Genomic DNA, 14,297 nt, shown 5'->3' with positions numbered 1-14,297 from the left:
GCAGATTTTTAAACAGTTATTAAGTCTTGTTTTATTTTTCCAGCTAATTAATTGAGATATAGCCCATTTAGTAAATTTTAAATCTGTATCTGCTATTATCTGATTTAATAATTTTGAATTTGATGTGCCAAATAAAAAAGGGTTGGATAAAAGTAGGTAATCCAAAAAAAATTGGAGGAATTAACCTGATCAAATGGGTTTTGCCGAATACTCTGTAGATGCTTCGTAATTCACCTTTGGTCTCAGCAGAGGAGATTAGAATAGTGAATTTTGGATTGAGAACTTTTGTGATTTCTGTGGCAATTAAACCTCCAAAACTCACACCCAATATTCCGAAAGTTTCTTGTTTTGTATCAATATTTTTTGAAAGTCTCAACGCATAACTTTCTATACTTTCATTTTTTTGAGGTTTTATCCAATGTAGTGGTATAAGCTCGCAATCCAGTTTGAGATATTTAAATACTCTTTCATCAGCTCCTAATCCACTAATTGCATAGATTTTCATTTATAAAATGCTCAATTTCAGTGTAATAGAAACTTGAAGATTGATTAATGTGAATGGACAGATCCAGCCGATTAAACATGCCCATTTTATACATCTCTTTTAATAAAAAATAAAGCAGCCGCTCATATATAATTGGGCGGCTGTTTTTAGAATATGTAATTTCTTCTATTATAAAAAGAGAGTTTTGTCGAATTTAATTGCTTTGATTGTCAGCAAAGCTTCGTGTTGTATTTATCTGATACAGAAATTTAGTGCTCAATAATTTTATAAGAATTACTGAGTAGTTCAATAAATACATGAAGATTATTCATCAAATATCTAATCCAACAAGATTTTGCTGGGTTAATGGCTTATTGATATATTTCTTCACATAATCATAATTTTTTGATTTGTTGATATCTTGTGGGTTAATTGACGAAGTAAGCATCACAATCTTACATTTCTCTTTTGTCTCGTCATTCAGTTTATCGAACAAGTCTAAGAACTGAAAACCATCCATTAAAGGCATATCAATGTCAAGGAAAATTACTTCTGGTAAAATAGACATTGCATCAATATGCTTAATTTTTTCGATGTTTTTCAGAAACTCAATAGCGCTTCTAGCTCCTGAATGGACAAATATATTTTCACAGATATTTGAAGCTTCAATCATTTTCTGATTAATGAGATTGTCGATTTCGTTATCATCAATCAACATTACTGACTGGTATCTCTTTTCTGACATGTTTTTTTTAAAAAATTTGGTATATAGTTAAAAAAAGAAATTATATGTTAAATAAGTAATTTATTTGATAAATTAAAATTTTCATATTTCAAATTTTATTCCTTGTGCTAAAGGTAACTCTTTACTGTAATTTATAGTATTTGTTTGTCTTCTCATGTAAACTTTCCAAGCATCAGACCCAGATTCTCTACCACCACCAGTTTCTTTTTCACCACCAAAGGCTCCACCAATCTCAGCGCCTGAAGTACCTATATTTACATTTGCAATCCCGCAATCAGAACCACTATAAGACAGGAAGTATTCTGTTTCCTGTAAGTTATCTGAAAAGATTGCAGAAGATAAACCTTGCTTTACATCATTTTGAATATCAACTGCATTATTTACTGTCCCTTCGTACTTTATAAGATATAAAATTGGGGCAAATGTTTCTTCCTGCACAATATTATAATGATTTTTTGCTTCAACTATTGCAGGCGTAACAAAATTGCCTGATTCATAACCTTTACCATATAAAACTTCGCCACCAGTTAAAATATTGCCTCCTTCTTCTTTCACTTTTTCAAGAGCTGCTTTAAAGTTTTCTACAGCATCTGAATCGATAAGAGGACCAACAAGATTATTTTCATCAAGAGGGTTTCCAATCTTTAAAGTTGGATAAATATCGAGTAATCTGTTTTTAACAGCTTCGTATTTGCTTTCATGAACTATTAATCGTCTAGTAGAAGTACAACGCTGTCCGGCAGTACCTACAGCACCAAATACAGCAGCTCTTATTGCCATTTCTACATTGGCATGAGCCGTAATTATTATAGCATTATTACCACCAAGTTCAAGTAATGATTTGCCTAATCTTTTACCCACAGTTTCGCCAACTTTTTTACCCATTCTGGTAGAACCGGTGGCAGAAACTAGCGGTACTCTTTTATCAGCAGACATGAGAGAACCGATTTCAGCGTCTCCAATTATTAAATTGAATATGCCTTCCGGTAATTCATTTCTTTTTAGAACATCTTTAATTATTTTTTGACAGGCAATAGCTGTCAAAGGTGTTTTTTCTGAAGGTTTCCATATCACAACATCTCCACAAACCGCAGCAAGCATGGCATTCCACGACCATACGGCAACTGGAAAGTTAAAAGCTGAAATTACTCCTACTATACCAAGTGGGTGATATTGCTCATACATGCGGTGCTCATGCCTTTCTGAATGCATACTTAAGCCATATAACTGACGTGATAGGCCAACAGAAAAATCACAGATATCTATCATTTCCTGTACTTCTCCTAAACCTTCTTGTAAAATTTTGCCCATTTCTAATGTAACAAGCTTACCCAAAGGTTCTTTGTATTTTCTTAGTTCTAGACCAATTTGCCTTACTACTTCACCTCTTTTAGGAGCTGGAATTTTTCTCCAAACTTCAAAAGCATTTTGAGCCTGAGTAATTACTTTTTCGTAATCGTTGGCGCTTGCCATTGTAACCGAAGCAATTTTTTTTCCAGTACCCGGAGAAAGAATTTCCTTTATACGATCTTGATCTACATTTCCCCACTCAGCACCCGTTGAATACGATGGGTTAATTGCTTCAATTCTAAGCTCACTAAGTACTTCTTCTATATCTGATAATTTTTCTAGTGTTGCCATTGGATTAATTGCATTAAATGGTTAAAAAAATCGCTTTTAAAGAATTTACTGACTGCCGAGTAAAAAGGCTTTAATGAACTTATCTAGGTCACCATCCAGCACATCTTGTACATTAGAACTTTCTACACTGGTTCTAACATCTTTGATTAATTTATATGGATGCAAAACATAGTTTCTGATCTGCGAACCAAAATCAATTTTCATTTTGGAGCTTTCTACTTTTTGCCTTTCTTGGTTTCTCTTCTCTAATTCTTGTTGATACAGTCTGGATTGAAGCATTTTTAATGCTTTCTCCTTGTTCATAAGTTGAGAGCGAGATTCCTGACACTCGATTACAATGCCAGTAGGAGCGTGTTTAAGTCGTACTGCTGTTTCTACTTTGTTTACATTCTGACCACCAGCACCACTTGAACGGAAGGTATCCCATGTAATATCAGCAGGATTGATGTCTACCTCAATAGAATCGTCTACCACCGGATACACAAACACAGATGCAAATGAAGTATGTCTTCTTCCACCTGAATCGAATGGAGATATTCTTACAAGGCGGTGCACACCAATTTCAGATTTTAAAAATCCATAGGCATACTCACCAGAAAACTCTAGAGTTACAGCTTTTACACCAGCAACATCACCTGGCTGGTAGTTTACTTCAGTAACTTTATACCCATGTTTCTCTCCCCACATTACATACATGCGGAGTAAAATCGATGCCCAGTCCATACTCTCTGTACCACCTGCGCCAGGGTTAATTTCCATAATCGCATCCAAAGAATCCTCTTCGCCACTAAGCATCTTTTTAACTTCAAGATTTTCTATGGCTTCTGAAAGGTTCTCGGCAGTATGGTCTACCTCTTCTTCAGTGGCTTCTTCCATCTCATAAAATTCTTGTAGAGTTTCGAGATCGCCTAGAAGGGTATGTACCTCTTCAAAACTGGTAACCCAATTTTTCTTTGTTTTTATTTCTTTAAGCGTTTTTTCTGCAGCTTTAGGATCTTCCCAAAAGTTCGGTTCTGCTGTTAATGCTTCTTCTCTTTCTAATTCTAAGACTTTCTGATCGTAGTCAAAGATACCTCCTTAAAGCCTCTACTCTGGCTTTATAATCCTTCAATTGGGATATATTCATTGTTGAAAATTAATTTAAGTAAAAAATTTATATCAATATTTTTAAAGCTAAATCGCCTTTGAGTGGCTAATTACTAATTTTTAATAAGTTAATCAATAAATACCAATTATTTGTAATCTTACTGAATGTAAGATTTACTGTATTGAGTTATTTGATTTTTTGAATCCAATAATCTCAATACAGCAATTTTATTTAACAAACTTAAATGATGGTATCAACTAGATTAGCTCTTAAATCCTAGAGCATGTTTTCAGGTAATTTTGCATGAGGGTCATCAGGACGGGTAATGTTTACAGCCTCAACCCCTACAATTTCAGGAACAGCACTTAAAATAGCTTGTTCAACACCCGCTTTCAATGTCATACTAGACATAGGGCAAGCTCCACAGGCTCCGAGTAACTCAATTTTAACCACATTTTCTGGGGTAATTTCGAGTACGCGTAAATCGCCTCCATCTGTTTCCAGATAAGGTCTAATGTTTTTTAAAGCCTCTTCGACTTTCTCATTAAGTGAGAAATCTTTATTATCGTTACTCATTTCAACAAAGTTAATTTAGTGCAAAATTAGCAAGTTTATGGAATTTCTTCCATTTAGAGCTGCTGTATTTCTACCTTTTTGGTTTTGTCAAAATTAGCATTTCTTATAGCAACACTTCTTGCTAACTCAGCAGCAATATGGCCAAATGCTTCTGTTGCCACAGAGTTTTGCATAGTTATCGGTTTTCCTTCGTCACCCGCTTCACGAATGCTTTGTACGATAGGAACTTCACCTAAGAAAGGCACTTCATATCTTCTGGATAGTACTTTTCCACCATCTTTACCAAATAAATAATATTTGTTTTCAGGCAGCTCTTCAGGTGTAAAATAAGCCATGTTTTCAACAATACCAAGTACAGGTACATTGATTTGCTTTTGCCTAAACATGGAGATTCCTTTTTGTGCATCAGTTAGTGCTACTTTTTGTGGAGTTGTAACTACCACAGCACCTGTTACAGGAACAGTTTGTACCAATGTTAAATGTATATCGCTAGTTCCCGGAGGAAGGTCTATTAATAAATAATCTAATTCTCCCCAATCTGTATCGCTTAAAAACTGTCTTAGCGCAGAGCTGGCCATAGGGCCTCTCCAAACTACTGCATTTTCTGGAGGAGCAAGGTAACCGATTGAAAGTAATTTAACATTATATTGCTCCACAGGAATAATCATATTTCTGCCAGCAATCTTTACTACTCCGGGTTTTGCACTTTCAGTGTTAAACATAACCGGAATAGACGGACCGAAAATATCGGCATCTATAATACCTACTTTAGCACCGCTTTTTGATAAAGCAATTGCCAGATTGGAGGTTACTGTTGATTTTCCAACTCCACCTTTTCCTGAAGCTACAGCAATAATGTTTTTTACGTCTGGTAAAATTGGGGCATTATTTCTAACAGAAGTAACCTGTGCATGTAGATTTACATTTACTTCAAATTGTTTTCCAACGTGGTTGTGTATAGCTTCAATACAATTGTTTTTAATGAGTTCTTTTAACGGGCAAGCCGGTGTAGTTAATAAGACCGTAAAACTCACTACTTGTCCCTCTACCTGTACGTTTTTTATCATGTTTAATGACACCAAGTCTCTTTTCAAGTCTGGTTCTTCTACAGTAGAGAGAGCTTTTAAAATGTCCTCTTTTGTTACTGACATGGTAATCTCGTTAGTTTAATTGTAAAAGTATATAATAAAAAAGAATATATAATTTCAAAAATTCAGTTTTCCTGTGCCCGTTCACATATTCAGTAGAATTGTGAAATTCAATCTCAGATAAGTACTAAAAAACTAATTATTTTGCCAATTTTTTTTTAAAATTCTATAATGTAACGTTGCAAAATGTTTTGTGAGCAGTGTAAGATTTTTGATTAAATTTGAATATGCCAATTAGAGATGAAACCATAAAAGCTGTACAACAAACTGCTGATATACTTGAAGTAGTTGAAGATTATCTGCCTTTAAAAAAGAAAGGTCAGAACTGGTGGGCTTTGTCTCCATTTACCGACGAAAAAACACCATCTTTTTCGGTAAACCCACAAAAAGGCATTTTTAAATGTTTCAGTACAGGCAAAGGAGGCGATGCTATTTCTTTTGTGATGGAAATGGAAGGAATTGGTTTTATTGAAGCTATTAAAATCTTAGCTAAAAAATATAGCATTTCTGTAGAAGAACTAGAACTTTCGGAGGAACAGAAAGAAGAACAAAATGAGGCTGCTGCTCACCGAGAAAGTCTTTATATAGTGCTCAACTTTGCTGCTGAGTATTTTAAAAACCTGCTGCATAACCATGAAACTGGCAAAAGTATTGGCTTAAGTTATTTTAAAGAAAGGGGTTTTCTAGGTAAAACAATAGAGGATTTTGGCTTAGGTTATAGCTTAGATGAGTGGCAGGCATTTAATGATGAAGCAGAGAAAAAAGGTTATAAAACTGAGTTACTTGAGCAAGCGGGCTTAATTGTAAGAAATGAGAATGATAAGCTCTACGACAGGTTTAGAGGAAGGGTGATGTTTCCCATACATAATGTAACCGGTAGAGTGGTTGGTTTTGGTGCACGTACGCTTAAAAAAGAAGATAAAACAGGCAAAAAATTTGGCCCCAAATACCTCAATTCGCCAGAATCTGAAGTCTATCAAAAAAGTGAGATTCTCTATGGTATTTTTCAAGCAAAAAAGTCTATAAGAGATAAAGATAATTGCTATCTGGTAGAAGGATATACCGATGTAATTTCACTTCATCAAGCAGGTATTGAGAATGTGGTTGCTTCTTCTGGAACTTCACTTACAGAGGATCAAATAAAGCTCATTAGTCGCTTTACAAAGAATGTAACTGTGCTTTACGATGGCGATAAAGCAGGCATAAAAGCATCTTTAAGAGGGGTAGATTTAATTTTGGAAAAAGGACTCGATGTAAAGATTGTAACCTTTCCTGAAGGAGAAGATCCAGACAGTTTTGTAAGAAATGTGGGTGGTGAAAAATTTGCTAAATACATAGAAGATGAAAGTCGAGATTTTATTCTTTTTAAAACCAGTTTGGGGCTTAAAGAGAGTGAGGCAAATCCAATAAAAAAGGCAGATGTAATTAGAGATATTGTTACTTCTATTGTAAAAATACCAGATGCGATTAAGCGCTCGGTTTTCTACAGAGAGTGTAGCAGCTTGATGGGAATCGACGAAGATTTGCTGATTGATGAGGGTAACAAAATCCTTATTAAAGAAGATCAGAACAAAAGGTTTAAAGAAGGAAGAAACCAACAATTTAAGTCAGATTCACAGCGAACAGATGGTGGTGGAGTTGTAGTAGAAAATAAGCCAGAAACCACATCAAAAACATCTACTTCATTAAACGATCCTGTTAATTTTCAGGAGAGAGAATGTGTGCGGATTTTGCTCGAATATGGCAATCAAGAAACAGAAGAAGGCTCTTTGTTGTATCGATATATTTTAGAAGAAATTGAGCAACTTGAGTTTAACGATCCTATTAGTAAGAAGATAATTAATGAGTTTTCTATTGCCTTAGCAAAAGGTGAAGTACTCGATTCTACCTATTTTACACGCCATCCAGACCAGCAAATTAAGCAACTTGTAGTAGATATGATCACAGAAAAGAATGTGATTAGTGAAAACTGGAAAAAACATCATATAATTGTACCTGAAAAAGATGCCAAGCTACATCAGGTAGTCTATTCTAACGTACTTAGGCTCAAGTACAGAACGCTAAAAAAAATGTGTCAGGAGAGTATGGAGCTGTTAGGTAATGCCAAAACAGTAGATGAAGAAATGGAAGCGCTTCAAATTTTCCAGGCATTAAAACAGCAAGAAAATGAGCTGGCAAAATTTTTAGGTATTGTTTATTCCTGATCTATGTCGAAAAGAGATTATCTTCAGACTCATATAATCCAGCCAATCAGCCGAAGACTAAGGCAGCTATTTATTGCTGTTATACTATTGTTTTTGAGCCTATTTGTAGGCATTTCAGGATTAATGATAATTGAAAACCTTAGCTTTTGGAAAGCTTTCTACCTAAGTGTAATTATCATTTCTACTGTAGGCATGAATGAGGTGGGAACAGTGAGTGAAGGAGGTCGGATTTTTATATCTTTTTATATCATTTTTAATCTGAGCATATTTGCTTACTTTGTATCGGTAATTACCAAGTATATTTTTGAAGGTGAGCTTAGAGAAATTTTTAAAAGTTATATGGTTAGCAGAGTAGCTGATAAATTGCAAAACCATACCATTGTTTGTGGTTATGGTAAAAATGGTACTAAAGCTTGCGAAGAACTATACCGAAGCAGAGTGCCTTTTGTATTGATAGAAATGGATGCAGAAGTAGTAGATGATACCTACGAAAATGCACGTAATGTTTTTATTTTACAGGGTGATGCAACCTCAGACGATATTTTGTTAGCAGCAGGCATCGAAAAGGCAAAAACGATTATTACCACTTTACCCAAAGATGCAGATAATGTATTTGTTTCTTTAACAGCCAGAGAGCTCAATCCAAAAATTACCATTGTAGCAAGAGCTTCTGAAGAAAGTTCGGTAAGTAAGCTGAAAAGAGCAGGAGCACACCACGTAGTAATGCCAGATGCCATTGGTGGCCACCATATGGCTACACTTGTTACCCGACCAGAAGTAGTAGAGTTTTTAGGTATGTTGAATGGTATGGGTAACGAAAAACTAGAGCTCGACGAAATTCGCTTCGAAGACATGAAAGACGAGTTTCATGGTAAAACCTTGAAAGAGATGAATATTAGAGAAAAAACTGGAGTAAATATTTTGGGTTATAAAGACCCAGAAAAAGGCTTTGTTTTTAATCCTCATCCAAATACCGTCTTTAAACAAGGAGCTGTGGCAATTGTATTAGGAGACCAAGATGAGCTTAAAAAATTTATGAGTTATTGTTCTAAAAACTATACAGAGTAGTTTCTTGAAAAGAAAATAATTAAAGAATTTTAAATAAGAGTGATATGGAAAAGTCTAGTCAGGTAACAGCAGAAAAAGAAGGGAAAGAGCTTTACTTTGTCAGAATTAAAAAATTCCTAAAACAAATTGTACATCTCATCCCATTCTTTGTAGGTTTTATAATTTCCAGATTTTATCAAATATCTTTTGAGCATGATATTTTTCTTATTGGAATTCTAATTACGGCAGTACTTTTATTTAAAGTGAGAGCTAAGGTAGACGAACCTCCATATCCAAATAAATAGTTTTACTAATACGAATTATTAGCTTATTACTGCTTGCTTTGCTTCGGCAAATTTTACAATTACTTCTTCGTCCATACGGTCTGTAATATTTTTGCCATAGTGTAGCTCTACTATTTTTTGTTCTTCATTTATTAAAAAATCAGCAGGAATTAGGTTGTTATCTATCTCTTTTTCGTCTTTCGTAATTTCTATATTCAAATCTTTAAAAGCTTTTAACTGAGCTGAGTATTTACCAGAAAGTACTGAGCTCATTCTCTTAATAGCCGAGCTTTCTACTCCATATATTTGATATAATTGCTTCTCAGGATCGCTTATTACATGGATGTGTTGTAGGTTGTCTGTAAAAGTGCTGTTTAATAGATAATCTTTTTTAGACTCAAAGATGAAAATCATTTTAATTTTGTCTTGCAAGCGAGGAACCATCTTTATAAACTGGTATGCTCTCAAATTACAAAACGGACAAGAAGTATTTCTGAAAAATGAAAGATATACTTTGTGTCCTTTTAAAGCCGACAAGTCTACATCTTTATCGAAAATGTCTTTCATTTTAAATGAAACAGCGTTGTCTCCTTTTCTTAATTTCATAAGATTTAAGTTTATTTTAAGTATTCATATTTATGCGGCTCAAACAATTCTCAACTACTTGAAAAACAAATCACATCCAATAACTAGAAAAATATCGGGGTTGAGAAAATATGATTAATTAACGGCAATCTTTTTAAAGTAATACATCTGTAAAAGCTGAAAACTGCTATTTTCTTTAGAGAATAGTTGTCATGTCCTATCATGCTTTTTGTGCTTTCTTTTTGTATAAAAGGATTGTTCATTTTAATTTGAGCCTAACAAAAATCAGATAGATAAATATGAGACACATGTATGATAAACTCCCCTGGCATTTGGGAGTTTTGTTAGCCTTATTCCTTTATAGTTTTAGTGCTCAAGCTGAAATTACGCCTTCATTACTTTTTTCAGATCATATGGTCATCCAAAGAGATGCAGAAGTACCTGTATGGGGATGGGCTGAAAAAAAAGAAAAAATTACAGTTGAGTTCAATGGGCAAACTGTTCAAACTAAAGCCGATAAATCTGGTAAATGGATGCTTAAATTAGCTCCAGTTGCTGCAGGAGGTCCTTATAAGTTAATTATTAAAGGAAATAAAAGTGATGCCATCACTATAGAAGATGTATTAGTTGGCGAGGTTTGGGTTTGCTCTGGTCAGTCTAATATGGAGTGGATTTTGAGAAACACAAATGATGCTGATAATGAAATAGCTACCGCATCTGACAAGATGATTAGGCACTTTAAAGTACCTAAAATGATTGGCACTTCTGTAAAAGATAAATTACACGGTGGAGAGTGGCAAGTAACATCTCCTGAGACAGTGGGTGACTTTACAGCAGTAGGGTATTTTTTCGCTAAAAATCTTAGAAAAGAATTAAATGTTCCTATCGGATTATTAAATACTTCTTGGGGAGGAACAGTGGTAGAAACTTGGATTAGTGCTGGTGCTATCTCTACAGTGCCAACTTACAGTAAGACTGTAAGCACACTTGGAGAGCTTAATCTGGAAGAAGCAAACAAAAAGAAAATCGCTGAGCTAAAAGAGAGATTAGGCGATTTCCCTGAAACTGATCCCGGTTTGAAAGACGGTAAGCCACTTTGGGCTGCTAATGATTTAGCCGAAAACGATTGGGAAACAATGGATTTACCTGAAGTATGGGATTTAAAAGAGCTTCCGGGATTGGATGGTATTGTTTGGTTTAGAAAAACCATTACCCTTTCAGAGAGTGAAGCCGCTAGCGATTTTAAATTACATTTAGCTAAAGTTGACGACTCAGATATTACCTATGTAAACGGACAAGAAGTAGGTAAAATGAATGGTCAGTACAGTACACCAAGAGTTTATAATGTGAGTGCTGATATTTTGAAGCCCGGCAAAAATGTAATTACAGTGAGAGTAGAAGACACCGGTGGAGGTGGAGGTATTTATGGCTTGGCTGAAAATATGAAGATGGTTTCGGCTAATAAGTTAATCGATCTTTCAGGAGCATGGAAATATAAAATTGGAGCAGGAAAAATTTCTACAAATCAATCTCCAAACGATTATCCAACGCTATTATACAATGCAATGGTGAATCCAATAATCCCTTATGCGATGAAGGGAGTTATCTGGTACCAAGGCGAATCGAATGCAGGCAGAGCTTATGAATACAGAACTTTGTTCCCGATGCTTATTAACGATTGGAGAGCAAAATGGGGAGCAGGTGATTTTCCATTCTTATGGGTACAACTTGCGAATTATATGCAGCCAAATTCGCAACCAGCAGAGAGCAATTGGGCAGAGTTACGCGAAGCTCAATCAATGACTTTATCTTTGCCAAACACTGGTGAAGCAGTAATTATTGATATTGGAGAAGCGAACGACATCCACCCAAGAAATAAGCAAGATGTTGGTTTAAGGTTAGCATTAGCAGCCGAAAAAGTAGCTTACGGAAAAGATGTTGTTTACAGTGGTCCAGAATTCAAAGAAATGGCAACCAATGGCAAAGAAGTTACGATCACTTTTGATCATGTAGGTAGCGGACTAACCGTAAAAGACAAATATGGTTATGTAAATGGATTTGCTGTAGCAGGTGCTGATAAGAAATTCCACTGGGCAAAAGCAAAACTAGAAGGAAATAAGGTAATACTTTTCTCAGATGAAGTAAAGAACCCTGAAGCTGTGAGATATGGTTGGGCAGATAATCCAGACGATTTAAACCTTTACAATAAAGAAGGTTTACCCGCAAAACCATTTAGAACAGATGAATGGCCGGGTCTTACACAACCTAAGTAATTGAATGAATTTGATAAGAATAAAAAAGCCCTCTGAGTAATCAGAAGGCTTTTTACTTTTATAGGTTATTCATAATATAATTTGCAAACAACTGGTAGAAATGCCCTCTGTCATTTCCTCCTCTTAATCCATGGTTTTTATCTGGATAATAGAAAGAGCTAAACTGCTTGCCTGATTGAATAAGCGCATCTTGCAAAGCAACAGAGTTTTGGAAATGCACATTGTCATCACCAGTGCCATGTACAAGCAAGAAGTTCCCTTTTAACTTATCTACATGGTTAATTGGCGAGTTGTCATCATAACCAGAAGCATTGTCTTGAGGTCTCTGTAAATATCTTTCTGTATAGATTGAATCGTAAAAACGCCAAGTAGTAACTGGAGCCATTGCAACAGCAGTTTTAAATACATCAGCTCCTTTCATAATACAAAGAGACGACATATAACCACCGTAACTCCATCCCCAAATACCAATTCTACTAGCATCTATATAATCTAAACTACTCATGTATTTAGCGGCTGCAATCTGGTCTTCTGTTTCGTATTTACCTAATTGTTTGTAAGTGATATGTTTAAAAGCTTTGCCTTTAAAACCTGTTCCTCTTGGGTCTACTACTGCCACAATGTAACCTTGCTGAACCAAATACTGATGCATAAAGAAATGTCCACCAGACCAGCCTTTGCTCACATTTTGCGAACCCGGGCCACTGTATTGGTAAACAAGTAAAGGATATTGTTTTGTTGAATCGAAATCAGTTGGTTTTAGCATATAAGCATTTAACTCAACATCATTATCCAAGCTAATTGTAAAAAATTCTTTAGTAACAATATCGTATTCTTCGAGAGTACTTTTTAACTCGCTGTTATCTTCTAATACTTTGATCGATTCGTTTTTAGGCGCTTTATACAAAGTGTAAGTGCCCGGAGCATCAACAGCATTGTAAGTTTCGATAAAGTATTGGAAATCAGGGCTCATATCTACTGAGTACATACCTGATTTTGCAGAAAGTTTTTCCTTTTTCTTTCCTTTTAAATCGATGCGATAAAGGTGTCTTTCAAGAGGAGAAACTTCTGTAGAAATATAGTAAGCTATTGGTTTTTTTCCATCGCTAATACCAACTAGTTTGGTTACTTCCCATTCGCCTTTAGTCAATTGCAAAGCCTCAGAGCCATCCATATTATGTACATAAATATGCTTATAACCATCTTTTTCACTGGTTCTTACAAAGTGCTCTCCATCGCTCAAATAAGTAAGATCATTACAGTAATTGATGTCGATGTAAGTATCACTTTTTTCAGTATATACTACTTCACTTTTACCAGATTTAGCATCAGCATGCAAAATCTCGATTTGGTTTTGTAGTCTATTCATTCTTCTTACTGAAAGTAAATCTGGATTCTTCGTCCACATTACTCTTGGAATGTATATATCAGTTTCGCTACCCAAAGGCACATCTACAATTTGCTTGTTATTTAAATGATAAATTTTAATGGCAATGGTAGAGTTTTTCTCACCAGCTTTTGGATATTTAAAGCGATAGTCTTGCGGATATAAAGCGCCATGATTCCAAAGTTGCATATTGTACTCAGGAACTTCGCTTTCGTCAAACTTATAGTAGGCAATCTTTTTACTGTCTGGCGACCAGAAAAAAGCCTTTACAAAGCCAAATTCTTCTTCGTAAACCCAGTCGGTACTACCATTAATAATGTGGTTAAACTTGCCGTCATCAGTTACTTGAACTTCAGACATATCATCTAGATTTACATAGAAAAGGTTGTTTTCTCTTACGAAAGCTACTTTGGTTCCATCTGGAGAGAAGGTAGCATAAGATTGTTTTCCACCTTCTGAGAGTGGACTAATCTTTTTAGTTTCGAGATCAAATACTGTATAGTCTGCAGTAAAAGACCTTCTGTAAATCATTTCTCTTTGGGTGAGAATCAGAATTTTCTTTTCGTCTGCACTTAATTGGTAAGCACTTAATCTAGTTCCAGATGGGAGTAAATCTCCATCGAAAATGGTTTCAACAGCTTGCCCAGTAGTTACATCTACTTTTACAACATTGTTGTCATTAATAGCGGAGTAGTATTTTCCATCATTCATCCAGTTAACACCACTTACTCTTTTAGGAGAAAATGTATTCTTCCCAAAAACATCGTCTATCGTAATTCTTTTCTGTGATATAGCTGATTGTGTCATTAATAATAATATCAAACAAAATATAGGCT

At 35.1% G+C, this 14,297-nt stretch carries 12 protein-coding genes; 4 read left to right on the top strand and 8 right to left on the bottom strand.

Going from position 1 to position 14,297, the window contains the following annotated elements:
- Positions 1-67: 67 nt before the first annotated feature.
- From OQ292_RS03510 to OQ292_RS03485, 6 genes are all read right to left on the bottom strand, one after another.
- Entirely contained in the window at positions 68-505 is a 438-nt protein-coding gene (locus tag OQ292_RS03510) for a hypothetical protein (protein ID WP_284684663.1), read from the bottom strand.
- A gap of 310 nt (positions 506-815) precedes the next feature.
- Positions 816-1,229 carry a response regulator gene (locus tag OQ292_RS03505; protein WP_284684662.1) on the bottom strand — a complete coding sequence of 138 codons (414 nt, stop codon included), beginning with the start codon at positions 1,227-1,229 and terminating at the stop codon, positions 816-818.
- A gap of 81 nt (positions 1,230-1,310) precedes the next feature.
- Complete coding sequence (gene amaB / locus OQ292_RS03500) at positions 1,311-2,870, bottom strand: L-piperidine-6-carboxylate dehydrogenase (protein WP_284684661.1); 1,560 nt, start codon at positions 2,868-2,870, stop codon at positions 1,311-1,313.
- Between the two features lie 45 nt (positions 2,871-2,915).
- Positions 2,916-3,996, bottom strand: a protein-coding gene (gene prfB, locus OQ292_RS03495; protein ID WP_284684660.1) for a peptide chain release factor 2 whose coding sequence is annotated in 2 segments (ribosomal slippage) — positions 2,916-3,935 and positions 3,937-3,996 — 1,080 coding nt in all. Because the reading frame shifts where the segments join, the coding sequence is not laid out codon by codon here.
- Between the two features lie 237 nt (positions 3,997-4,233).
- Positions 4,234-4,533 carry a NifU family protein gene (locus OQ292_RS03490; RefSeq protein WP_284684659.1) on the bottom strand — a complete coding sequence of 100 codons (300 nt, stop codon included), beginning with the start codon at positions 4,531-4,533 and terminating at the stop codon, positions 4,234-4,236.
- A gap of 53 nt (positions 4,534-4,586) precedes the next feature.
- The gene (locus OQ292_RS03485; RefSeq protein WP_284684658.1) at positions 4,587-5,684 is read right to left on the bottom strand and encodes an Mrp/NBP35 family ATP-binding protein; all 1,098 of its coding nucleotides are present in this window, start codon (positions 5,682-5,684) and stop codon (positions 4,587-4,589) included.
- Positions 5,685-5,908: 224 nt separating this feature from the next.
- Between OQ292_RS03485 and dnaG the strand changes: the two genes are divergently transcribed.
- The 3 genes from dnaG (at position 5,909) to OQ292_RS03470 (ending at position 9,237) form a co-directional block, all read left to right on the top strand.
- Positions 5,909-7,885: a DNA primase gene (gene dnaG / locus OQ292_RS03480; protein ID WP_284684657.1), complete on the top strand. Its 1,977-nt coding sequence runs from the start codon at positions 5,909-5,911 to the stop codon at positions 7,883-7,885.
- A 93-nt stretch (positions 7,886-7,978) separates the two neighbouring features.
- On the top strand, positions 7,979-8,953 hold the full coding sequence (locus OQ292_RS03475) for a potassium channel family protein (protein ID WP_284684656.1): 975 nt from the start codon (positions 7,979-7,981) through the stop codon (positions 8,951-8,953).
- Positions 8,954-8,997: 44 nt separating this feature from the next.
- The gene (locus OQ292_RS03470) at positions 8,998-9,237 is read left to right on the top strand and encodes a hypothetical protein (RefSeq protein WP_284684655.1); all 240 of its coding nucleotides are present in this window, start codon (positions 8,998-9,000) and stop codon (positions 9,235-9,237) included.
- A gap of 18 nt (positions 9,238-9,255) precedes the next feature.
- Here OQ292_RS03470 and OQ292_RS03465 read toward each other — a convergent pair whose 3' ends face one another.
- Entirely contained in the window at positions 9,256-9,822 is a 567-nt protein-coding gene (locus OQ292_RS03465; RefSeq protein ID WP_284684654.1) for a redoxin family protein, read from the bottom strand.
- A gap of 287 nt (positions 9,823-10,109) precedes the next feature.
- Between OQ292_RS03465 and OQ292_RS03460 the strand changes: the two genes are divergently transcribed.
- On the top strand, positions 10,110-12,074 hold the full coding sequence (locus tag OQ292_RS03460; protein WP_284684653.1) for a sialate O-acetylesterase: 1,965 nt from the start codon (positions 10,110-10,112) through the stop codon (positions 12,072-12,074).
- A 58-nt stretch (positions 12,075-12,132) separates the two neighbouring features.
- On the opposite strand, the gene OQ292_RS03455 is transcribed toward OQ292_RS03460, so the two are convergent.
- Complete coding sequence (locus tag OQ292_RS03455) at positions 12,133-14,268, bottom strand: S9 family peptidase (RefSeq protein WP_284684652.1); 2,136 nt, start codon at positions 14,266-14,268, stop codon at positions 12,133-12,135.
- Between the last annotated feature and the right edge of the window lie 29 nt (positions 14,269-14,297).

It is taken from the genome of Chondrinema litorale, from assembly GCF_026250525.1.
GTDB lineage: Bacteria > Bacteroidota > Bacteroidia > Cytophagales > Flammeovirgaceae > Chondrinema > Chondrinema litorale.
Note: the sequence above shows the minus strand (reverse complement) of the source record. Positions and strands in the feature narration are given on the sequence as shown.